Annotated in this window: 18 protein-coding genes; 12 read left to right on the forward strand and 6 right to left on the reverse strand. The window is 69.7% G+C overall.

Features of this window, described 5'->3' with window-relative positions:
• The first annotated feature begins 168 nt into the window (after window positions 1-168).
• The 8 genes from H2Q94_RS05880 (at window position 169) to H2Q94_RS05915 (ending at window position 9057) form a co-directional block, all read left to right on the forward strand.
• Entirely contained in the window at window positions 169-453 is a 285-nt protein-coding gene (locus tag H2Q94_RS05880; protein WP_243792902.1) for a hypothetical protein, read from the forward strand.
• Between the two features lie 246 nt (window positions 454-699).
• On the forward strand, window positions 700-1857 hold the full coding sequence (gene ispG, locus H2Q94_RS05885; protein WP_243792904.1) for a flavodoxin-dependent (E)-4-hydroxy-3-methylbut-2-enyl-diphosphate synthase: 1158 nt from the start codon (window positions 700-702) through the stop codon (window positions 1855-1857).
• Between the two features lie 222 nt (window positions 1858-2079).
• The gene (locus tag H2Q94_RS05890; protein WP_243792907.1) at window positions 2080-2916 is read left to right on the forward strand and encodes a GNAT family N-acetyltransferase; all 837 of its coding nucleotides are present in this window, start codon (window positions 2080-2082) and stop codon (window positions 2914-2916) included.
• A gap of 770 nt (window positions 2917-3686) precedes the next feature.
• Window positions 3687-5522: a penicillin-binding transpeptidase domain-containing protein gene (locus H2Q94_RS05895; protein ID WP_309501129.1), complete on the forward strand. Its 1836-nt coding sequence runs from the start codon at window positions 3687-3689 to the stop codon at window positions 5520-5522.
• A gap of 24 nt (window positions 5523-5546) precedes the next feature.
• Window positions 5547-5858 (forward strand): type II toxin-antitoxin system Phd/YefM family antitoxin, encoded by a 312-nt coding sequence (locus H2Q94_RS05900; protein ID WP_243792908.1) that lies wholly within the window; start codon window positions 5547-5549, stop codon window positions 5856-5858.
• Entirely contained in the window at window positions 5855-6247 is a 393-nt protein-coding gene (locus H2Q94_RS05905; protein ID WP_243792911.1) for a type II toxin-antitoxin system VapC family toxin, read from the forward strand. Before H2Q94_RS05900 ends, H2Q94_RS05905 begins: the two co-directional genes overlap by 4 nt.
• 132 nt (window positions 6248-6379) lie before the next feature.
• Window positions 6380-7237, forward strand: a complete 858-nt coding sequence (map, locus tag H2Q94_RS05910) for a type I methionyl aminopeptidase (protein ID WP_243792914.1) — start codon at window positions 6380-6382, stop codon at window positions 7235-7237.
• On the forward strand, window positions 7234-9057 hold the full coding sequence (locus H2Q94_RS05915) for a cobyric acid synthase (protein WP_243792915.1): 1824 nt from the start codon (window positions 7234-7236) through the stop codon (window positions 9055-9057). Before map ends, H2Q94_RS05915 begins: the two co-directional genes overlap by 4 nt.
• Here the strand turns inward: H2Q94_RS05915 and H2Q94_RS05920 are convergent.
• Window positions 9024-9722, reverse strand: coding sequence for a FadR/GntR family transcriptional regulator (locus tag H2Q94_RS05920; RefSeq protein ID WP_243792916.1), 699 nt, complete (start codon window positions 9720-9722; stop codon window positions 9024-9026). The genes H2Q94_RS05915 and H2Q94_RS05920 overlap by 34 nt on opposite strands.
• A 103-nt stretch (window positions 9723-9825) precedes the next feature.
• Between H2Q94_RS05920 and H2Q94_RS05925 the strand changes: the two genes are divergently transcribed.
• Window positions 9826-11118 carry a CynX/NimT family MFS transporter gene (locus H2Q94_RS05925; RefSeq protein WP_243792917.1) on the forward strand — a complete coding sequence of 431 codons (1293 nt, stop codon included), beginning with the start codon at window positions 9826-9828 and terminating at the stop codon, window positions 11116-11118.
• 305 nt (window positions 11119-11423) lie between these two features.
• Here H2Q94_RS05925 and H2Q94_RS05930 read toward each other — a convergent pair whose 3' ends face one another.
• Window positions 11424-12038, reverse strand: coding sequence for a TetR/AcrR family transcriptional regulator (locus H2Q94_RS05930; protein ID WP_243792918.1), 615 nt, complete (start codon window positions 12036-12038; stop codon window positions 11424-11426).
• Window positions 12039-12134: 96 nt separating this feature from the next.
• On the opposite strand from H2Q94_RS05930, the gene H2Q94_RS05935 reads away from it, so the two are divergent.
• Window positions 12135-12917 (forward strand): MBL fold metallo-hydrolase, encoded by a 783-nt coding sequence (locus H2Q94_RS05935; RefSeq protein ID WP_243792919.1) that lies wholly within the window; start codon window positions 12135-12137, stop codon window positions 12915-12917.
• Between the two features lie 155 nt (window positions 12918-13072).
• On the opposite strand, the gene H2Q94_RS05940 is transcribed toward H2Q94_RS05935, so the two are convergent.
• Window positions 13073-13291 carry a hypothetical protein gene (locus tag H2Q94_RS05940; RefSeq protein WP_243792920.1) on the reverse strand — a complete coding sequence of 73 codons (219 nt, stop codon included), beginning with the start codon at window positions 13289-13291 and terminating at the stop codon, window positions 13073-13075.
• A gap of 154 nt (window positions 13292-13445) precedes the next feature.
• Here H2Q94_RS05940 and H2Q94_RS05945 point away from each other — a divergent pair, with 154 nt between their 5' ends.
• Both H2Q94_RS05945 and H2Q94_RS05950 read left to right on the forward strand, forming a co-directional pair.
• A complete protein-coding gene (locus tag H2Q94_RS05945; protein ID WP_243792921.1) occupies window positions 13446-14309 on the forward strand; it encodes a helix-turn-helix domain-containing protein in 864 nt (287 codons plus the stop codon).
• On the forward strand, window positions 14309-14485 hold the full coding sequence (locus tag H2Q94_RS05950; protein ID WP_243792922.1) for a DUF397 domain-containing protein: 177 nt from the start codon (window positions 14309-14311) through the stop codon (window positions 14483-14485). Before H2Q94_RS05945 ends, H2Q94_RS05950 begins: the two co-directional genes overlap by 1 nt.
• A gap of 110 nt (window positions 14486-14595) precedes the next feature.
• Here the strand turns inward: H2Q94_RS05950 and H2Q94_RS05955 are convergent, their stop codons facing one another.
• The 3 genes from H2Q94_RS05955 to H2Q94_RS05965 all read right to left on the reverse strand — a co-directional run bounded on the left by H2Q94_RS05955 (window position 14596) and on the right by H2Q94_RS05965 (window position 22524).
• Entirely contained in the window at window positions 14596-15102 is a 507-nt protein-coding gene (locus H2Q94_RS05955) for a metallophosphoesterase family protein (RefSeq protein WP_243795561.1), read from the reverse strand.
• Window positions 15103-15121: 19 nt separating this feature from the next.
• Window positions 15122-16525 carry a mycothione reductase gene (locus H2Q94_RS05960; RefSeq protein WP_243792924.1) on the reverse strand — a complete coding sequence of 468 codons (1404 nt, stop codon included), beginning with the start codon at window positions 16523-16525 and terminating at the stop codon, window positions 15122-15124.
• 527 nt (window positions 16526-17052) lie between these two features.
• On the reverse strand, window positions 17053-22524 hold the full coding sequence (locus H2Q94_RS05965; protein ID WP_243792928.1) for an ATP-binding protein: 5472 nt from the start codon (window positions 22522-22524) through the stop codon (window positions 17053-17055).
• Between the last annotated feature and the right edge of the window lie 5 nt (window positions 22525-22529).

A 22529-nucleotide genomic window follows, 5' to 3' on the forward strand; every position in this document is an offset into this window, starting at 1 on the left:
GGCTCGCCGAATCCGGCGGTTTCACGGCCTGGCCAGGCCGGTGAAGCCCGTTTCATCTGCCATTCAGTTCGCGCTCATGCCGGATCGTCAGTCTGTGGCCAGCCCTCGGTGGAGCAGCGCTGTCGGCGGTGCTCGGGGGATCCGGCCTTCAGAAGGGGAAGATCATTGATGCGGACGCGGCCTCGGACATCGGCCTTGCTCCTGCTGCTGGCGGGAACCGGCGTGATCGTCGGTGACCTGTTCGTCCAGCACGGCAGGCCGGACTGGTACGTGGTGGGCCTCGGAGCACTGTTCTTGGGTCTGATGTCGGCGAGCGACCAGCTCAGCCAGCACGAGTCCGTCTCGTCGGCGGCGCCCCGGCGCCCGGTGCCGACGGGTCTGAACGCCGGCCATCGCTGCGACGTTCAGCCCGAGCGTGAAATCTCGGTGAACGCAGGAGCGGGTCGCCACTAATGCCCACCATTGATCACAATCAGTGATCACTTCAGTGGCGAACCTTGCCCAACCGGGTGAGTGGCTATCGGTATCGTGGGGCAGGGGACGGCGCTCGCCGGGTACCCGGAGGCTGTCCGGGCTTTCCCGGGGCGGTGTCGGCACGCTCGTCGCTGAGCCGTCCCACCACCGGGGCGCGGTACGAATCACCTCGCCCCGCCGTAACTCATCAGCGCATCCGCGCAGCGCAAAGGTGGAGAGGAATCGATGACCGTCGATCTGGGCATGCCCGCAGCACCCGCCCCGACACTGGGCGAACGGCGCAAGACCCGGCAGTTGCAGGTCGGTGCGGTCGGAGTGGGCAGTGACCACCCCATCTCCGTGCAGAGCATGACCACCACCAACACCGCCGACATCAACGGCACGCTGCAGCAGATCGCGGAGCTCACCGCGTCCGGCTGCGACATCGTGCGAGTGGCCTGCCCCAGCGCGGACGACGCCGAGGCGTTGCCCGCGATCGCGCAGAAGTCGAAGATCCCGGTCATCGCCGACATCCACTTCCAGCCGAAGTACGTGTTCGCGGCCATCGAGGCGGGCTGTGCGGCGGTCCGGGTCAACCCCGGCAACATCCGCAAGTTCGACGACCAGGTCAAGGAGATCGCGCACGCCGCGAAGGACCACGGCACGCCGATCCGGATCGGCGTCAACGCCGGTTCGCTGGACCCGCGGCTGATGAAGAAGTACGGCAAGGCGGTGCCGGAGGCGCTGGCCGAATCGGCGCTGTGGGAGGCGAGCCTGTTCGCCGAGCACGACTTCAACGACATCAAGATCTCCGTCAAGCACAACGACCCCGTCGTGATGGTGCGGGCCTACGAGATCCTCGCCGAACAGTGCGACTACCCGCTGCACCTGGGCGTGACCGAGGCCGGCCCGGCGTTCCAGGGCACGATCAAGTCCGCAGTGGCGTTCGGATCCCTGTTGCGCCAGGGCATCGGCGACACGATCCGTGTCTCGCTGTCGGCGCCGCCGGTCGAGGAGATCAAGGTCGGCACCCAGATCCTGCAGTCGCTGAACCTGCGTCCCCGCAAGCTGGAGATCGTCTCCTGCCCGTCCTGCGGTCGCGCCCAGGTCGACGTCTACACGCTGGCCGAGGAGGTCACCGCCGGGCTGGAGGGCATGGAGGTGCCGCTGCGCGTCGCCGTCATGGGCTGCGTGGTGAACGGTCCCGGCGAGGCGCGTGAGGCCGACCTCGGCGTCGCCTCCGGGAACGGCAAGGGCCAGATCTTCGTCAAGGGCGAGGTCATCAAGACCGTGCCGGAAGCCAAGATCGTGGAAACACTGATCGAAGAGGCCATGCGCATCGCCGAGGACATGGAGGCCCCCGAAGGGCAGAGCGACGGCAGCCCGGTCGTCACCGTCGGCTGATCGCTGAACCCCGCCCGCCGGAACCGGTCCGGTGGGCGGCGTTCGTCGGACGCGCGGCAGCCGGTCCGTCGTGACGAGCTCGCTCATGGAACGGTCCGGACGGCCGCGATTGATCCCGTTGCCGCCCATCGCGCTCCGCCATTCGGGTGATACACGGTGGGTGTGCGCTGGGTACGTCGGGCAGGGGAGCCTGTGGGCCGTTCGGTCTGGCAGTCTTTACCCGTGCTGAAGCTCGTCGGTGCCCGCCTACTGGAGGATCGGGACGCGGCCCAGGTTCGCGCGGCGCTGGCCAGAGACCCCGTCGCCGCCTGCATGGTCGCCTCCAGAGTGGAACCCGTCGGGCTGCGTCCGAGCAGGCTCGGCGGCGAAGTATGGGGATACGGCAGCAGGCTCGACGGGCTGTGCTTCTCCGGCGTCAACCTCATACCGTTGTCCGGGGGGCCGGACGCGATGCGGGCCTTCGCCGATCGGGTGTTGCGTCGTCGCCGAGTGTGTTCCTCGTTGGTCGGTCCCGCCGAGCAGGTGCTGGCGCTGTGGGACGAACTCGCCGCCCAATGGGGACCCGCGCGCGAAGTGCGCGAGCAGCAGCCACTGATGGTGCTCTCCGGTCAACCCGCAGTGCGTCCCGACCCGCTGGTCCGCCAGGTTCGCCCCGAGGAACTGGACCGCTACCTGCCCGCGGCGGTCGCCATGTTCACCGAAGAAGTCGGAGTCGACCCCTCCAGGGACGGCGGCGCCGCCGGTTACCGCGCCCGGGTGGCGGAGCTGATCGCGGCGGGCCGCGCATTCGCCCGCTTCGAGAACGGCGAAGTCGTGTTCAAAGCCGAGATCGGCGCGATGTCGCAGTCCGTCGGGCAGATCCAAGGCGTCTGGGTGCATCCGGACAAGCGCAGTTCCGGGCTCGGCACAATGGGCACGGCCGCCGTCGCCGACCACCTCGTCCGCGGGCTCGGACGCGCCGCGAGCCTGTACGTGAACGGCTTCAACATCGCGGCCAGAGTCGCCTACGGCAAAGTCGGCTTCCAGCAGACCGGCACCTTCAGCACAGTCCTGTTCTGACAGGCAGCCTTCGGAAGTCCGTCCTGCTTGGCGTGGGGGGCTTTGGAGTCTCGCTCGGCTTGGCGTGGGGGTGGGTTTTGGAGCCTTCCCGGGCTTGGCGTGTGGTTGTTGTGGGGTGTGGAAGGTTGGTTTTAGTGATTACTTCCAGGGCTCGTTTGTCTGAGGTGTCTGGGTAGCGGAACCTCAGCGGCCTTCTCGCTGCGGGATCCATTTCTCATGTATGTCCGATACACAGCGAAATGGCTGTCCTCGCGAGAAGGCCGCTGAGAACCCGCCGGTGGTCGTTTTGCTTGCGTGGGCTATGCGCTGACGCGCATCCAGGCACGGCCTTCGGCCGCAAGGCACGCCTTCGCCGCAAGGCACGGCTTCGCCGCAAGGCACGGCCTTCGGCCGCGAGGCAGGCTTGCTTCGCTTTGCCCTTGGCGGGCTTCGCCGCCGACTGCACGGCTTCGCCGGAAGGAACGACTATCGCCGCGTGGCACGGCTTTGCCGCGTGGCACGGCCTTCGGCCGCGAGGCACGGCTTTGCCGCGTGGCACGGCTTTGCCGCGAGGTAGGCGGGCTTCGCCGTCGATTGCGCGGTCTTCGGTCGTACGGCAGGTGGGGCGGCAGTGCCGGGCTTCGGCTTGCCGCTGCGAGCGGGCGCCAGGCCGGGAAGGTTTAAAACCTTCGCCCACTGAGCCGAACCAAACTCCGGACCTCTGAACCCCCGGGCATGCGGCTGATCGGGTGGCGGTCGGGAAGCTTGGTCGTCTTCGGCATACTTTGGGGGTGGCTTCCTCACGGATCTTTCCTCAGCGAGGCCCGCGCTCGCGGGTGCTCGCCGCGCTCACCGGTTTGGCGCTGACCTTGCCCCTCTCGGGCTGCGGCATGTTCGAATCCGGGCCTTCCGCCCAGGAGATCGCCTCCTCGTTCCTGAACACCTTCGCCGCGGGCGACTCGGCGGGTGCGGCGGGGCGGACCGACGCTCCGGACAGGGCGCGGCAGGCGCTCGAAGATGCTCGTGGCGGCTTGTCGCCGCAGGCGGTGCGGTTCAATGTGACCAAGGTCGTCGAGGACGAGGGCGGTGCCCCCGCCCGCGCCACGTTCGACGCGGACTGGGACCTCGGTGACGGCCGCGTCTGGCGGTACGAAGGCGCGTTCGAGCTCACCGAATCCGACCAGGGCTGGAAGGTGCACTGGGCGCCATCGGCGCTGCACCCGAAGCTGGGGCCGGGCCAGCGACTGGTGTTCAACGAGCAGCGGCCGGAGCCGCAGCCCGTGCTGGACCGCGATGGTGCCGAGCTGATGAAGCCGGAGCAGATCGTCACGGTCAGCCTCGACCCGCAGCAGGCGGGCGACCTGCCGGGGACGGCCGGTCAGCTCGCGGAAGGGCTGAAGCCGGTCGACCCGGAGATCACCCAGCAGACGATCCTGGACGGCGTCGGGCGAACTCCGCCCGGTCAGCCCTACGTGGTGGTCTCGCTGCGCCAGGCCGACTACGACCAGGTGCGCCCGGCGATCTACGACCTGCCGGGGGTGCGTTTCCCGGCGCAGTCGCAGCTGGTGACGGCTGAGCGCGGATACGCCGCGCAGGCGCTCGCCGGGGTGTCGAAGCAGGTCGACGAGCAGATCGCGGCGAACTCCGGGTGGAGCGTGGCGGTCGCGGACGCGAACGGCGCCCCGGTCGAGGTGTTGCAGGAGCAGCCGTCGCGTCCGGTGGACCAGGTGCACACCACGCTCAGCGACCGCGTGCAGCGGGCCGCGGAGCAGGCGGTGGCGCCGGTGCCGCAGGCGGCGATGGTCGTCGCGATGCAGCCGTCCACGGGCGGCGTGCTGGCGGTGGCGCAGAACGACCCGGCCGACGCGCAGGGCTCGCCCGCGTTGACCGGGCAGTTCCCGCCCGGCTCCACGTTCAAGATCGCGACCGCGGCGGCGGGTTTGGAAGCGGACAAGGTGACCATCGACGGGCCGGTGGACTGCCCGAAGAGCAAGGTGGTCGACGGCCGCACGATTCCCAACGACAAGGACTTCGAGTTGGGCACGGTGCCGCTGCGCACGGCGTTCGCGAAGTCCTGCAACACGACGTTCGCCCAGCTCGCGGTGGACCTGCCCGCGCAGGCGCTGACGGACATGGCCAAGCAGCTCGGCGTCGGCGTCGACTTCGACGTGCCGGGCATCACGACGATCACCGGGCAGGCGCCGCCCGCGGAGAACACCACGGGCCGCGCGGCGAACGGATTCGGCCAGGGCACGGTGCTGGCCAGCCCGTTCGGAATGGCGCTGGCGTCGGCGACGGTGGCCAACGGCTCGATGCCCACTCCGAAGCTGATCGAGGGCGCGGAGACGAAGGCCGACTCGGAGGTGGCTGCGCTGTCGCCGAAGACGCTGGATCAGCTGCGGCCGATGATGCGGGATGTCGTGCTGTCCGGGACGGCCACCGGTGCCGCGAGCGCGGGTGAGGTCGCGGGCAAGACCGGTACCGCGCAGTTCGGCGACGGCACCCATGCGCACGGCTGGTTCGTCGGCTACCGCGGTGACCTGGCATTCGCGGTGCTGCTGGAGGACGCGGGCGAGTCGAAGCCCGCCGTGCAGGTAGCGCAGAGTTTCTTGTCGAACACCCCGTGAAGTCAATGTGCTACGTTGTAGCTCATGGAGCGGATCGGGGTCCGGGAGCTGCGGCAGAACGCCAGCCGCTACCTCAAGCGGGTGGCGACCGGTGAGTCGATCTTGGTGACGGACCGCGGCCGCACGGTCGCGGTCCTGAACCCGCCGTCACGCGCGCATTCGCTCTACGACGAACTGATCGCCGCCGGGGAACTGATCCCCGGCGACGGCGGCGACCTGCCGGAACCGGGCGAACCGGACGCCGGTGATCTCGACACGTGGCCCCCGGAGGACGAGGAGCCGGGCTCACGAACGGCGCCGCCGGGCGACGACCGACGTGAACAGGAGCGGCATTGATCTACTTCGATTCCTCCGCGCTGGTGAAGCTGATCGCACCCGAGCCGGAGAGCAAGGCGCTCAGCGAATGGGTGCAGGCCCGGCTGGAACAGCCCCGCATCACCAGCGCCCTCTCGCAGGTCGACGTGCTGCGCACGTTCCGCGAGTTCGGCCCCGCCATCGAGGACCTGGCCTCGATCATCCTGTCCAAGCTCGACCAGCTGCCGGTGAAGCAGGACGTGCTGGACACCGCGGCGTCGCTGCGTTCCCAGGTGAGCCCTTTGGAGGCGATCCACCTCGCCTCCGCCTGCAAGATCCGCGAAGGCCTGCACGCCTACGTCTCCTACGACAAGGCACTGCTCGCGGCGGCGGAGGAAGAAGGCCTCGCCACGGCGTCGCCCGGCGCCTGAGCCTGCAATGGGGCCTCGCTCACCAGCCGGAACGTGTCCTCCGTCGCATTCGCGGGCGGCTCGCTCCCGCAGTGCGGACACGGCGGGACGGGGACCGGCCGGGCTCGGATCCCACGTTCTAGAGTGAAGGGCATGCCCGTACGCGCACCGTTGCAGCCAGGAATCCAGACGCCCCGCCGGCCGGTGCCGGTGACGATCGAGCGGCCCGAATACGTCGACAAGCCCGCTCCGCGCCGCAACACCGACCCGGACGTGCAGCCGCCCGAGATCATCGAGGCGATGCGCGTGGCGAGCAGGCTCGCGGCGCAGGCGTTGCAGCTGGCGGGCAAGACGATCGAGCCCGGCGTCACCACCGACCGCGTCGACGAGGTCGTGCACGAGTTCTTCGTGGACAACGGCGTGTACCCGTCGACGCTGGGCTACCGGGGCTTCCCGAAGTCCTGCTGCACCTCGCTGAACGAGGTCATCTGCCACGGCATCCCGGACTCGACGATCATCGAGGACGGCGACATCGTCAACGTCGACGTCACCGGCTTCATCGGTGGCGTGCACGGCGACACCAACGCCACCTTCATCGCCGGTGAGGCCTCCGAGGAGGTGCGGCTGCTGGTGGAGCGCACCCACGAGGCGACGATGCGCGGCATCAAGGCGGCGAAGCCGGGGCGGCAGCTCAACGTGGTCGGCCGGGTCATCGAGTCGTACGCGAAGCGCTTCGGCTACGGCGTGGTGCGGGACTTCACCGGGCACGGCATCGGCCGCTCGTTCCACTCCGGCCTGGTGGTGCTGCACTACGACGAGCCGTCGGTGCAGACCGTGCTGGAGCCGGGCATGACGTTCACCATCGAGCCGATGATCACCTTGGGCACCCACGAGTACGACATGTGGAGCGACGGCTGGACGGTGACCACGCGGGACAAGTCGTGGACCGCGCAGTTCGAGCACACCATCCTGATCACCGAGGACGGCAACGAGATCCTCACCCAGCCGTGAGCGGTCTGCTGGTCGCCGGGACGACCTCGGACGCGGGCAAGAGCGTCCTGGTCGCCGGGATCTGCCGCTGGCTGGCGCGGTCGGGCGTGCGGGTGGCGCCGTTCAAGGCGCAGAACATGTCGAACAACTCCGTGGTCTGCCCGGACGGCGGCGAGATCGGCCGGGCGCAGGCGGTGCAGGCGGCGGCGTGCGGGCTGGAGCCGTCGGTGCGGTTCAACCCGGTCCTGCTCAAGCCCGGCGGGGATCGCAGTTCGCAGGTCGTGGTGCTGGGCAAGGTGGCCGGTGAGGTCACGGCGTTGTCCTACCGGGAACGCAAAGCGGCGTTGCTGGAGACCGTATCGTCCACATTGGATGGACTTCGGAACGACTACGACCAGGTGATCTGCGAGGGCGCGGGCTCGCCCGCGGAGATCAACCTGCGCGCCACCGACATCGCGAACATGGGGCTGGCGCAGGCGGCGCGGTTACCGGTGCTGGTGGTCGGCGACATCGACCGGGGCGGCGTGTTCGCCGCGCTCTACGGCACGTTGGCGCTGCTGGACGCCGCCGACCAGGCACTGGTCTCCGGGTTCGTGATCAACAAGTTTCGCGGGGATCCGGCGTTGCTGGCCTCCGGACTGGAGCGGGTGCGGGCGCTGACCGGCCGACCCGTGCAGGGCGTGCTGCCCTGGTCGGAGGAACTGTGGCTGGACGCCGAGGACTCGCTGTCCTACGTCGCCGACGGAGTCGTGGGCAATCCGGCGCCGCCGCTCGGCGAGCAGTGGCTGCGGGTCGCGGTGCCGAAGCTGCCGCGCATCTCCAACGCCACCGACATCGAGGCGCTGGCGGCGGAACCCGGCGTGGCGGTGCGGTTCGTGACCGAACCGTCCCGGCTCACCGATGCGGACCTGGTGGTGCTGCCCGGTTCCAAGGCGACCGTCGAGGACCTGGCGTGGCTGCACCGCACCGGGCTCGCCGACGGGGTGCTCGCGCACGCGCGGGCGGGGCTGCCGGTGTTCGGGATCTGCGGCGGTTTCCAGATGTTGTCCCGGCGGATCACCGATGAGGTCGAGTCCGGTGGAGGCGCCGTCGACGGCCTCGGGCTGCTCGACCTGGAGATCGAGTTCGAGCGGGAGAAGACGCTGCGCACCCCGCACGGCACGGCGTTCGGCGAGGCGGTCACCGGCTACGAGATCCACCACGGCACGCCGGTGCGGCCCGGTGACGACCTGCTGCCGCTGATCAAGACCGAGTTCGGCGCGGAAGGTGCGGTCAGCGGCTCGGTGTCGGGCACGCACTGGCACGGGCTGTTCGAGAACGATGCGTTCCGCCGCCGTTTCCTCGCGCACGTCGCGGAACAGGCGGGCCGGGACGGTTTCGCGGCCGCGCCGGACGTGTCGTTCGCGGCGCTGCGAGAAGGGCAGCTGGACCTGCTGGGCGACCTCGTCGAACGGCACCTGGACACCGACGCGCTGCTGCGGCTGCTCGACGGTGGCGCCCCGAGCGGACTGCCCGTCGTCGGACCTGCGGCGATGCACGCGGGGAGTGACGCGGGTAACGTCGTCGGCATGGCGACTGAAATCACCGCGGAAGAGGCGCAGACACGGCTTCCCGAGCTGCTGGACCGCGTGGAGTCCGGTGAGGAGATCGTCATCACCCGCTTCGGCGCCCCCTCGGTGGTGCTGAACCGGGTCGGTGGCGGCAGGTCGCGGGAGGTCGTGACCTCCGGCGTGCTCACCGCGGCCTGGCTGGCGCCGATCGCCGGGGACGTCGCGGACGATTCGGGCGCGTTCGACTTCGGTACCGACTACTCGGCGGGTGAGGTCGGCTTCTCCGGCTGAGCGTCGAGCGCGTCCAGCAGCTCGTCCAGGAAGCCACCGGCTTCGGCCGCGGCGCGGTCGGCATCGCCGGAGCGCACGGCGTTGAGCAGCTCGGTGTGCGAGACCTGGGTGACCGACGCGGGATCGAAGGTCGTGGCGACGCTGGATTGCACCGCCTCGCTGATGCCTTCGTAGAGCCCGATCAGCAGTGGGTTGTGCGAGGCGGCCACCAGGCGCAGGTGGAATCGGGTGTCCTCGCGAACGACCACTTCGCGATCGAGGCGTTCCATCGCGTCGTCGCGCGTGGCGAGCAGTGTTTCCAGCTCGGCGACGTCCTCCTCGGTGCGGGCCGCGGCGGCGAGCCGGGCGGACTCGACCTCCAGCGCGCGGCGCACTTCCAGGATGCGGCGCAGCTCGGAGCCGCAGAGCCGCCGGACCGCGCCGGAGAGCTCATTGGTGGCGCGGACGAAGGTGCCGTCGCCTTGGCGGACCTCCAGCAATCCGGCGTGCGCGAGCGCTCGCACGGCCTCCCGAACCGTGTTGCGGCCGACGCCGAGTGCGGTGACGAGCTCCGATTCGGTGGGGATGCGTTCCCCCAACGGCCACTCGCCGGAGCTGACCAGCGTGCGCATCTGCGCGATTACCTGCTCGACCAGACCCGTGCGCTGGGTGGTGACCAAAGGCACTGAAGGGTCCTTTCATCCAAACATCCTATGTTTGCCATACTAGGCGGCGATGTCTCCTGAGTCGCACACCCAGTCCCCGATCGATCGAGTTCCCACCGACCGTGTGACCGACCAGGATGCCAGGTCAGCGGCTTCGGCCGCGTCCGGCACCCCGGCCGACGACACTTCCGCACCGGCCGACGCCGAAGCCCTCGTGAACGAGGGCGCCGCGGAGACGATGGCGCCGTCCCGGCCGCGTGCCGTCGCCGGTGGCGGTCTGCTGCTGGCCGGCGTAGCGCTGGCCGCCGCGAACATGCGGCCCGCCGTCACCAGCCTCGCCTCGATCCTCGGTGAGGTGCGCGACTCGCTGGGCGCCACCAGCACCTGGGCCAGCATCGTGACCTCGGTGCCGACGCTGTGCTTCGGCCTGGCCGGCATCGGCGCTCCGCTGCTGGCGCGCAGGTGGGGGATGAACCGCGTCGTCGGCGCCTCGCTCGCGCTGCTCACCGCCGCGATGATCGCCCGCGTGCTCGGCGGCCCGTGGACCCTGCTGGGCGGAACGGTGCTGGTGTGCGCGGCGATCGCCATGTGCAACGTGCTGATCCCGGTGGTCGTGAAGGAGTCCTTCCCCGGGCGAGTCGGCCTGGCGACCGGCCTCTACACGACCGCGATGGCGGCCGGTGGCGCGTCCGGTTCCGCGCTCACCCCGTGGCTGAACTCGGCGACCGGAAACTGGCGGTGGTCGCTGGCGACGTGGATGGTCGTGGCCCTGGCCGCCCTGTGCGTGTGGGTGCCCGGTACCCGCAAGCGCCCCGTCTCGAAGGCCGTCAGTGCCGCGAAGGGTGAGCGGCGGTCGCTGATGCGCAACCCGCTGGCCTGGCTGATCACGCTCTACTTCGCGATGCAGTCAACCGTCGCCTACGTGGTGATGGGCTGGATACCGGAGGTCTTCAAGGGCGCGGGCATGGACGCTACCTCGGCCGGGGCGCTGCTCGGGGTGCTGCTGCTGATCGGTGTGCCGATCAACATGGTGTTGCCGCCGCTGGTGACGCGGACCCGTGGTCAGTCCGGCTGGGCGCTGCTGATGGGCGTGCTCATGTTCGCCGGGCTGCTGGGGCTGCTGCTCGCGCCGCTGGCCGCGCCGGTGCTGTGGGCGGTGCTGATCGGCATCGGCATGAGCGCATTCCCGCTGGCGCTGGTGATGATCTCGCTGCGCACTCGCAACGCCGCCGACACCGGGCAGCTCTCGGCGATGGCGCAGAGCATCGGCTACCTGATCGCCGCGTCGGGGCCGTTCCTGTTCGGGATGCTGCACGACATGACGGCGGCCTGGACGATGTCGCTGATCGCGGTCCTGGTGATCGTGGTGGCGCAGACGATCGTCGGCATGCTCGCGGGGCGCCCTCGCGTGATCTGAGCGGGGGTTCGTGGCGTGAATGCCTCTTTCGCCCGTTCCCATTGGGCAAAGGAGGCGCTCACCGCAGCGGAAACCCGCACCGCCCGATGTGGGGCGGAGTGAACGGACCGTTCGTCCAATGGGGCTGGGCAAACGGTCCGTTCACCCGCCACCAGGGCACGCCGCGCGCGGCTCCGCGGATTCGAGTGAACGGACCGTTCGTCCAAGCGGATTGGGCGAACGGTCCGTTCACTCGGTTCGGATCGCGGTGCACCGGCGGCTCTGCCGCTGATGCGGTCGGCCGGGGTCGGGGGTGCCGTGATTGATCAGGGCTTCTGATCCGCCGGTTCGAGGATGCGGCGGATAGCGCGGTGGGCGCGTTCGGTGGCCTGGGGGTCGTGATCCAGCTGGAGTGCTTGGTTCAGCGCGAGGCCGACCGCGATGATCTCGAAGATCGCCTGGTCGACGTCGAAGTGCGCGGGCAGTTCGCCGTTGTCCGCCGCTGCGGTCAGTTCCTCGCGCAGGCGGCCGCGCCACCAGGACCACCGCTCGGCGACCGCGTCGCGAACCGGGCCGGGGCGGCCGTCGAACTCCGTTGCCGCCGCGGTCATCAGGCAGCCGCCTGGCAGCTCGAGAGTCGCGAGGAACGTGATCGAGTTCTCGCAGAGGGTGAGCAGCCGCCGCATGCCTGGTCGAACGGGCAGGGCGGCCTCGACCACGCGCTGCCAGAAGTTCGCGAAAGCGCCGTCCAACGTGGCGAACTGGAGTGCTTCCTTGGTGCCGAAGTGGCCGAGCACTCCGGACTTGCTCATCTCCAGCTCGCCCGCCAGGCGCCCGATGGTGACGCCCTCGAGTCCTTCTTCGGAGGCGATCTCGGCCGCGCGGGTGAGGATCCTCGCGCGGGTCGCCTGCGCTTCCGCAGCTGATCGTCGAGGTGACATGCCCACATTTTAGCGTCCGGCCGTTCGCTATTGATTTAGAGAACGGTCGGACGCTAAATTTGCGTGGGTCGATCGGAGAACAGAGGAGTGGGCGCGATGCGCATCCGGCGTTTGGCCTGGGCGGGCTTGGAGATCGAAGCGGACGGCACGACCGTCGTGGTGGACCTGGTCCAGCATCCGAATGATCTGTTCGGGCTTCGCGATTCGCAGGCGGAGCTGCCCGCCCCCGCCGCCAAATCGGTCGCCGCGGCGCTGGTGACGCACCTGCACGTCGACCACACCGGCGTGCCGGCACTCGAACGCGCGCTGCGGCCCGGCGCTCCGGTGTTCCGGCCCGAGCCGTTCGAGGACGTGCTCACCGAACCGGTCGAGCGGGAACTGGCGGCGAGCGGCCTGGCCGCCGACGTGGTGGCCGAGTGGGAGCAACGCGAGATCGGCCCGTTCCGGATCACCGCAGTGCCCGCCGTCGACGGTCTGGGTTCCCCGCAGGTGAGCTGGGTCGTGGAGGCGGGAGGCGGGCGCGTCCTGCACGCCGGGGACACCTTGTTCCACGGCGCCTGGTGGTCCATCGCGCAGCGCTGCGGCCCGTTCGACGCGGTGTTCCTGCCGATCAACGGCGCGGTGGTCGACGCGCCCGCCCTGCAACCGCCGAGCCCGTTTCCCGCGGCGATGGGTCCGGAGCAGGCGGCGGTGGCGGCGCGCATCCTCGGCGCCCGCGCGGCGGTGCCGATCCATCACGACGACGAGTACCTGGTGAAGCCGCCGGGCTACGTGGAAGTGGCGGGTCCGGTAACGGAATTCCGGCGCCATGTGGGAGAAATCGCGCATGTCATGGACGTGGGGGACTGGCAGGACTTCGAGTCCGAACTCGCCTCGTGAGCTTCCCCCGTTGGGCGAACGGTCCGTTGACTTGGTTCGGGTTGGGGTGAGCGGACCGTTTGTCCAAGGGGTTTGGTCGAAGGGTCCGTTGACTTGGTTCGGGTTGGGGTGAGCGGACCGTTTGCCCAACGGGATTGGGCGAACGGTCCGCTCACTCAGTTCGGCGGGGTGGTGCCGAGGAGTTCGGCGTTGGCTCGGCCGACGGCGCTGGTGAGTTCGGCGAAAGCCTTTTCGGTGAAGTTCAGGGTCAGTCCGTCGCCGCTGCCTCGGAAGTCCAGTTGGACGGATCGGTCCGGCTCAGCTTCGAAAGTGATCCTGACCTGCTCGGACAGGCACACGTAGGTGTCGTTCTCCACGGCTCGTTGCTCGCGCATCCGGCTTCCTTCTGGTCTGCGGTGTCTCGGTACAGTTCACGAAAGATCTTCACTTAAGCCCCAGGGTTAGGCTTGCAAGATAAATAGACCACAGGTTGTGGTCTATTGTCGGTCCCCTGATCAGGTAGCCATTGGCTCAGCCGGAGGAGATTTCGTGCCCACAGGCCGCCAAACCGTCGAGCGCCGCCAGCTGGGGCTCACACTTCGCCGGCTCCGGCGTGAAGCAGGGCTGTCCCAGCAAGAGGCGGCTCGCGCGATCAACCGGCACTACACCCGCATCAGCCACCTCGAATCGGCGAAGGCCTCGCTGAGCATCGACGAGCTCGGGCTGCTGCTCGATCGCTACGGGGTGTCCGAGGCGGACCGGGAAACCGTGCTCGCGCTGGGTGTGGTGGCCCGGAAGCGGCAGCGCGGCCAGGGCTACACCGATCAGCTGCCCAAGTCGTTCGATCGGTTGGCGGACCTGCAAGCCGATGCCGCCGCGATCGGTTTCTACGACACCGGAATCGTTCCGGGGCTCGCGCAGTCGCAGGATTACGTCGTCGCGCTGATGCGCGCAGGGGACGGGATCTGGTGGGAGTCGTCCGAAGCGGAGATCGAGCGCAGGATCGAGTTCCGGCTTCAGCAGCAGCGGCGAGTGTTGGATGCCGAGGAGCCGAAGCAGATCGACTTCGTGCTGACCGAATCGGCTCTGGAGGAAACGGTCGGGAGTTCGGCGATCATGCGTGGCCAGCTCCTCCACCTGCTCCAGCTAGGTGAACGTCCGTCGGTGAGCGTTCGGGTTCTGAGTCGGGCGACTACCTCCAAATTCCTTCTCGGAGGCGGTCTCGTCACGTTGGACTTCGCCGGGAATGCGCCGCGCATCGCTTGCACCGGTTCCCACGGCCCCTGTACTTACCACGATCAAGAGGTGGAAACTGCCGCCATGTTCCGGGCATGGGAGAGCGTTCGAGAGCTTGCCCTTGAGCCGGAGCCGGCTCGTGCCTTGCTCATCGAGAAGCTGAAGGATCTGAAGTGATGCGCTACGACACCGGATGGTTCAAGAGCAGTCGCAGCTCCGCCTCGTCCAACGTCTGCGTCGAGGTGCGGCTGACAGAGCGGGCGGTCTCGGTGCGGGATTCAAAAGACCCGCAGGGCGGCGAGTTATCGGTGGGGCACAGCGCATGGGCCGCGTTCCTTGCGGCGTTGAGTTGATCTGGCTTCCGGCCCGACGTGCATGCAGCCGGGTCGGCGCGGGCGGAAACGCGGTGCCGATTCCTGGCGTGATCACGGGAATGCCGGGTCATGTAGGCAGCTGAAGCCAGTCAGTGGCTCCGTGGTGGCAGGCGGTGGAGTTCGACGTTCGTCAGCGTTCCGTCGGAGAGTTCCGCTGTTTGGTAGGTGCAGTGCGGTTGGCGTCTGCGATCGGTGGGGGAGCCGGGGTTGAGCAGGCGCAGCCCGTTCGGCGTGACCGTGTCCCACGGGATGTGGCTGTGGCCGAAGACCAGGACGTCCGCGTCGGGGAAGTCCTTGTCGCAGCGGCGTTCGCGGCCTTGGGCGGCGCCCGTTTCGTGGATCATCGCGAAGCGGACGCCGTCGAGCTCGACCCGTGCGATCTCCGGCAACCGGCTGCGCAGCTCCTCGCCGTCGTTGTTGCCCCACACGCCGATGAGCCGCGCGCTGCGGGATTCGAGTTCGTCCAGCAGCGGCGGCTCCACCCAATCTCCGGCGTGAAACACGACATCCGCTTCCGCGACCTCTCGCCACACCTGCTCGGGCAGCGCCTTGGCGCGCTTGGGCAGGTGCGTGTCGGCGAGCAGCAGCAGGCGCATCGTCACCACCGGTCGAGCCTCATTCCGGGTGCAGTTCCAGGCCGAGCAGGGCGTTCTCCAGCAGTTCCGGCATGGCCGGGTGGATCCAGTACTGGCCGCGGGCCATCGTGCGCGCGTCCAGCCCGAACTGCATGGCCTGGATCAGCGGCTGCAGCAGCGTCGGCGCCTGCGGGCCGATGATGTGCGCGCCGAGGATGGTGCCGTCGGCGGGATCGGCGAGCAGCTTCAGGAAACCGGTGGTGTCCTCCATCGCCCAGCCGTAGGCGATGTCGCCGTAGTTCTGGATCTTCGTGACGTACTCGACGCCCTGGTCCTTCGCCTGCTGCTCGGTGAGGCCGACGGCGGCGACCTGCGGGGAGGAGAACACGGCGTGCGGCACGTAGGTGTGGTCGGAGTCGATGAGCTCGTCGGGGTGCAGCAGGTTGTGCTGCACGACGCGCTGCTCGTGGTTCGCGACGTGCTTGAGTTCGTGGTCGGAGCTGATGTCGCCCAGCGCCCACACCCCGTCGACGGAGGTGCGCTGCTCGGCGTCGACCTCGATCTTGCCGTCCTCGCGGAGCTTGAGGCCGCCCGCGACGGCGTCGATCAGGTCCGAGTTCGGTTCGCGGCCGACGGCGATGAGCAGTTGCTCCGCCTCAACGGTTTCGGCGCCGTCGGGGCCTTCCAGGTGCAGCCGGACCACGTCGCCGTCGCGCTCGACGCCGGTCTGCTTGCGGTTCAAGCGGATGTCCCAGCGGGCCTGGGCGAGCTCGGTGAACCGCTGCGACACGTCGGCGTCCTCGTTGCGCAGCAACGCACCGGAACGTGCGACGAGGGTGACCTCGACGCCCAGCGCGGAGAACACGTGCGCGAACTCGGCGCCGACGAACCCGCTGCCGAGGATGATCATGCGGTCGGGCAGCTCGTCCAGGCGCATCACGCTGTCGCTGGTGTGGAAGTCGACCGCGTTGATGCCGGGGATGTCAGGAGTGGTCGGGCGGCCGCCGGCGGCGACGACGAACTGGTCGGCGGTGATCGTCTCCGGGCCGGAGTCGGTGGCCACGGTCAGTTCCTTCACACCGGTGAAGCGGGCCTCGCCCTGGAACAGAGTGACGTTCTTGCTGCCTTCGGCGCGGTAGCGGCGGCCTCCGTCGGAGATGGCGTCGATGCGGGCGAAGATGCGGTCCCGGATGTCGCGCCAGCGCACGTCGCGCAGTTCCAGGTCGACGCCGAGCTTGGTGCCGACGCCGGGGCTCGCGGCCGTGTCCGCGGTGTGCACGAACATCTTCGTCGGGATGCAGCCCACGTTCAGGCAGGTGCCGCCGTAGTTCCCGGTGCTGCCGACGCCCTTCTCCACGATGGCGACGTTCCAGCCGTCGAACCGCTCGTCGAGGATCGAGTTGCCGGAACCGCTGCCGATGATGACCAGGTCGAAGTGAGGCATGTCCATCCTGTGCTCGTCGTGGGTAGCGCGGCGCCGTGGGCGCACCTCGCGGTACAACCGCGCGGGCGGCCTGCTGATTCCCGGTGAGTCTCGCTGGTGGCCCGTCCGTGGTCATTGTGCCCGGGGAGTCACAGCTCAGGCGTTTCGGCGTGGATTCGGAACCGACGAGGACCGCTTACCTACTACCACGTAGGTTTACCCCGAATCTCCGACCCAGGGATGTCGACCCCAAACGACCAAGATCACTAACTTGGGGCTCGCATCGCTGTGCGCAATGCCGGAACGGGTGCGGCCGCGCAGCGATCACGGGGAGGCACGGGCAGGGGTGACCTCCAGGGGGTGGTCACCCCTGCTTCCCTGGACTTGTGACGTGGTCCGCGCAGGTGCCCGGGTAGCGGAACCTCGGCCACTTCCTCGCCGCGAGATCTCTGGTGCGTCACTGATCCGCTTCCAGGTGACTGTCGCGAGGAAGTGGCGTTCGGCGCTCCGGTGAGCCCGCGACCGCGTGGGCCGCGGGCTCACCGTGCTCAGTGCTTGAGGCCGTGCTCGATGGCCTCGATGATGCGGGGCCGCAGGTCCGCAGCGCTGATGATCGCGTCCACCGAACCGACGTCGACCGCGCGCTGAATGCTGTGCACCCGGTCGAACTCGGCCGCGACCTCGCCGAGCTTCTCCGCGCGGACCGACGCCTGGACCTCGGCCAGCTGCGCGTTCAGCCGGGCGCGCTCGACGCCGGTGGACTCGCCGACGAGGGCTTGGAGTTCGGTGACCCGAGGGTCGTTCGCCGTGCGCTTGCCGACCTCGCCGGAGAACACCACCGCCGCCGCGGGGGCGCCGCCGAGCACCGAAGCGTACGAACCTTCCAGCGCCAGCACCGTCATGTTCGGGTTCAACGCCTTCGAGAACACCACGAACGCGCCGCCGTGGTACCGCGAGATCACGCAGAACACGATCGGGCCGTCGAAGTTCACGATGGCGCGGCCGATCTCGGCGCCGTACTCCAGCTGGAGCTTGCGCATCGACTCCGGTGAACCGTCGAAACCGGACAGGTTCGCCAGCACCACCAGCGGCCGGTTGCCGGACGCCGAGTTGATGGCGCGGGCGGCCTTCTTCGACGACCGCGGGAACAGCGTGCCCGCGGTGTAGGTGTCGGGGCCGTCGGTGGGGGGAAAACCGCGCCGCTGCACCGAACGGGACTCGATGCCCAGCAGGCACACCGGCCTGCCGCCGAGGTGCACGTCCTGCACGGCGGCGGTGTCGGCGTCCGCCATGCCCGCCCAGCGCTCCAGCACCGGGTGGTCCTGGTCGGACAGGGCGCGCATCACGGTGCGGATGTCGAACGGCTTCTTGCGGTCCGGGTTGTGCTCGGACGAGAAGATCTCGCCGACCGTGCGGAAATCGCTGCCCGCGATCTCGTGCGGGAACGGGGACACGTCGCGGTGCACCGGGTCCGAGGTCTCGGCGGCGCGCGGCGCGATCTCGCCCGGCACGACGTAAGTGTGGTCGTAGTGCGACATCAGCACGTCGCGGGCGGCCGGGAGGTTCGGCGCCCAGTACTGCGCCTGCCCGTTCGGCCCCATCACGCGGTCGTAGCCGCCGATGCCGAAGTTGTCCTCCGCTGAGACACCGCCGGAGAAGTCCAGGGACTGCTTGCCGGTGAGCACCATCGTCGAATCCGGCGTCATCACCAGGATTCCCTTGGTGTGCATGAGCATCGTGGCCTCGGCGTTCCAATACGGCTGGGCGCCGACGGTGATGCCCGCGACCACGATGTTGATCTCGCCGCCGTCCTGGGTGAACTCCACGATCCGCTTGAGCGCGGCCGCCACCCAGTCCATGTTCTCCGTGCCGGAGGACATCGAGATCCGGGCGCCCGCCGACAGCGCGAACCACTCCAGCGGCAGCCGCAGCCGCTCGGCGAGGTCGAGCGCGGCGATGACCCGCGCGCACTCGGGTTCCGACAACGCGCCCAGCGCCTTCGTCGGGTCGCCGAGCAGGACCACGCGGCGAACCCCTTCCGGGTGCCGCTCGGTCGGTGTCGAAACGACGCCCGCGACGAGCGCCGCCGAATTCTGCCCGCGCGGCCGGTCGACCGGCACCAGCGCGCCGTTGTCGTCCAGGTCGTGCTCGACGAAGTCGCCCTCGTCGCCCGCGAGCATTCCGGTGAGCTCGTACGGGTAGACGTTGCCGCGCCGTGCCGCCCGCAGCACCTTCTGGCGGTAGTCGTCCAGCGGCCGCAGCGGCTCCGTGGCGGGTTCCTCGATGTGCAGCTTCGCGCCGTCGCCCTCGCCGAGCGCGATCCGCACTGCCATGTCGGTGAGCTCGCCGTTCTCCTTGCGCTGCCGCGCCAGGAACGTGACCTCCTCCATCCCGGCGCCCGCGGTGGTCGGCAGGATGCGGCGGGTGAGCGTGTTGAGCTCGTCGGCGGTCAGCTCCGTCGGCGGCCACACGTACATCAGGATGCGGTTGGTGTCGAAGCGCTTCTTCGCCGGTCGCTGCGCCTGCACGGTGCGGATCGCGTCCAGGCACCCGGCGAGCATGTCCTCGACGGCGGGCAGCGCCACCAGCCGGCCATCGTTGTCGCGCAACGGCGTCAGGTCCCGGACCTGGGCCATCGCGACCAGCCGCTCATCGGACGGGTTCTCCCGCGCGACGCACTTGAACAGGTAGACCTCCTCGTCCGCCGAGGGCAGCCGGGTGAGGTCGAACTCGCGCAGCCGCTCCAGCTGCATCCGCTGTGCGATCAGCGGGTGCAGGCCGCGGATGAGCCGGTCCTCGCTGAAACCGTTCTCGTCGCGGCGGAAGGTGAAGTGGTGGTGCATCACGGCGCCGCCGCCACCGGCGACGGTCGTGGTGATCCGGGTGACGCCGTCCGGCAGCGGCTGCGCGGCGATGACCTCGCCGAGGCGGGCGGCCAGCGCGTCCGCGTCCGGCTGGTCCTCCCACTTCACGTAGAGGTCGGCCACCACGTCGTGCCGCCCGTCGGTGAGCTCCCCGACGGCGCGCACCGCGTCGGGCAGGGCGCCGAAGTCGACGGCGGTGGTGACCAGCCGCGTCACGTCCGCGCCCGAGGTGTGCTCGGCGGTGACGAAGCGGCAGCCCGCCGCCTCCCGAGCGGTGACGCCGGTGAGCGCGCGGTTGCCGTAGTAGCGCCTGGTCAGCACCTCCAGCAGCGGTGCGTGGTCGCGGCCGTCGCGGCCCATGCGCTGGCCGAGCAACCGGACCAGCGGCTCGGAACTGGCGACCATCGTGGCGATCCGGTCGGCGCGGTCGGCGGCGTCCGGGTTCGCGTCCAAGTGGCGCAGCTCGGCGCGCACGCCCGCGTAGACCTCGGCGCGGTTGCGGCGCAGCAGCGGCTGCGCGAACCAGCGGAACACCACGCCGCGGGCGAGGTCGGACACCGAGGGGAAACGCACCTGGGTGGCCTTGACGACGTGCTCCAACGTCAGGCCCGCGTGCTCGTGCAGATCCTTGCCCGGCGGCGCTTCGTTGATCCACTGCCGCAGCAGCGCCGAAACGATCGCGACGTCCGAGGACGCGCGCTGCTGGGCGAGGAAGATCCGGAAGACGGCCTCCTCCAGTTCCGGGGTCCGCTCCAGCTCGGTGACGCCGTAGTGCGACAGGACGCGACGCAGCCGGTTCTCGAAGCCGGCGGTCACCCCGGCCCGCTCCACGTCGAGGCTCTGCAAGTAGCTGTGGAAGTACTCGCGGGGGCTGTGCACCGGGCCGGTCTCGTCGTCGAGGTCGCCCTTGTTGCGGCTCAGCTCGGAGAGGTCGGCGAACACGCTCAGCAGCTCGACCTCGCCGGGCAGCGCGTCGGCCGGCTCGCCCAGTTCCGCGCGGGCCGCGAGGTAGCCGCTGAGCACGCGCTGCTGGTCGTGGGGGTCGACGTCGAAGCCGAGCAGCAGGCTGCGCAGGTCGTGCAGGCCGCGCTCGACGCGGCGCTGCGGGGAGACGGTGCTCGGTTCGTCGGGCAGGTCGATCTCGACGGCGGCGCCGGTGTCCTGCTCCTGCTCGTCGTCGTCGGCCAGCGGCTCCAGGCGCATCAGCGGCGCACCGGTCTCGACCTGGCTGCCCATCGACACCGGCAGCTCGCGCACGCGGGCGCGGAACGATGCGCGCAGCACCGTTTCCATCTTCATGCTCTCCAGCACCAGGATCGGTGCCCCGGCCTCGACCTCGTCGCCGACCGCCAGCGGAGTGGCGACCACCAGCGCGGGCGCGGGGGAGCGCACGACGCCGCCCTCGTCGCGGCTGACGCGGTGCGCTACGCCGTCGACCTCCACCAGGTGGATCGGTCCGTGCGTGCCGGTGACCAGGCGGAACCTGTTGCCGTTGACGGTGATCTGGCCGCTGTGCGCGTCGAAGCGGTCGAGATCGACGTCGGCGGGCTGCACCTCGCCGCCGCCGGAGACGCCGACGCGGAACCGCTTCTGGCCGACTCGCGCGACGCTCACCTGGTAGCCCACGCCGCGGAGCTTGAGCTCCAGCGGGCGGCCGCTCTCGTGGCGCACCTGCGGGCGGCCGCCGAACGCGGTGGACAACAACCGTTGCCGCGCAACGGTCTCCTCGTCCTGGTAGGCCTCGATGGCGGCCGCGACCAGGGCGATCGCCGAATGCCGGTGGCTGACCAGGCGGCCCTGCTCGCGGACCCGGTCGATCCAGCCGGTGTCCGCACTGCCGTCGATCACCTCGGGCTGGTCGAGCAGGTCGAGCACGAAGCTCTTGTTCGTCGCGCCGCCCTCGATGATCACGGTGGTCTCGGCCATCGCGCGGCGCAGCCGGGCCAACGCCTCATCGCGGTCGCGGCCGAAGGCGATGATCTTCGCGATCATCGAGTCGAAGTCCGCCGGGATGCTGTCGCCCTCGGAAACCCCGGTGTCCACCCGGATTCCGGGTCCCGCGGGCAGCGCGAGCCGGGCGATGCGGCCGGGAGCGGGGGCGAAGTCGCGGTCCGGGTCCTCGGCGTTGAGCCGCGCCTCGACGGCGTGCCCGTTCTCCACCGGCCACGGGCCTTCGAGCTTGCCGCCGGAGGCGACGTGCAGCTGCAGCTTGACCAGGTCGGTGCCGGTCGTGCTCTCGGTGATCGGGTGCTCGACCTGGAGGCGGGTGTTGACCTCGAGGAAGGCGAACAGCCGCTCACCGGGGTGGTAGAGGAACTCGACGGTGCCCGCGCCGCGGTACTCGACGGCCAGCGCCAGGCGCTCGGCGGAGGCCTTGAGCTCCGCGGTCTGCTCCGGCGACAGGACGGGCGACGCGGACTCCTCGATGATCTTCTGGTTGCGCCGCTGCACCGAGCAGTCGCGGACGCCGAGCGCCACGGCCGTGCCCTGCCCGTCGGCGATGACCTGCACCTCGACGTGCCGGGCGCCGGTGACCAGGCGCTCCAGGAACACGATGCCGGAACCGAAGGAACGCAGCGCCTCCTGGCTGGTGCGCTCGTAGGCGTCGGCGAGGTCCTCGGCGGAGGTGACCTTGCGGATGCCGCGCCCGCCGCCGCCCGCGGTGGCCTTGAGCATCAGCGGGTAGCCGATCCGCTCGCCCGCCGCCAGCGCCTCCTCGGCGTTGGCGACCTCACCGCGGCTCCACGGCGCGACCGGGACACCGACCTCTTCGGCGAGCAGCTTCGCGCCGATCTTGTCGCCGAGCCTGCGCATCGCGTCGGCGCTCGGGCCGATGAAGGTGACGCCGATCTTCTCGCAGAGCTCCGCGAACGCCGGGTCCTCGGCGACGAAGCCCCAGCCGACCCAGGCGGCGTCCGCACCGCTCTCGATCAGCGCGCGTTCCAGGACGGCGTGGTCCAGGTACGGCCGGGCCGATGCCGGGCCGAGCGAGTAGGCGACGTCGGCCTCCCGCACGAACGTGGCGGACCGGTCCGCGTCGGTGTAGAGCGCGACTGTCTCCATCCGGACCCCGGTTTCCGCGGAGAGATCCCGAACGGCGTGGATGAGCCGCATCGCGGCCTCTCCACGGTTGACGATGGCGACACGACTGAACACCGGAT

This window comes from Saccharopolyspora gloriosae, assembly GCF_022828475.1.
GTDB classification, from domain to species: domain Bacteria; phylum Actinomycetota; class Actinomycetes; order Mycobacteriales; family Pseudonocardiaceae; genus Saccharopolyspora_C; species Saccharopolyspora_C gloriosae_A.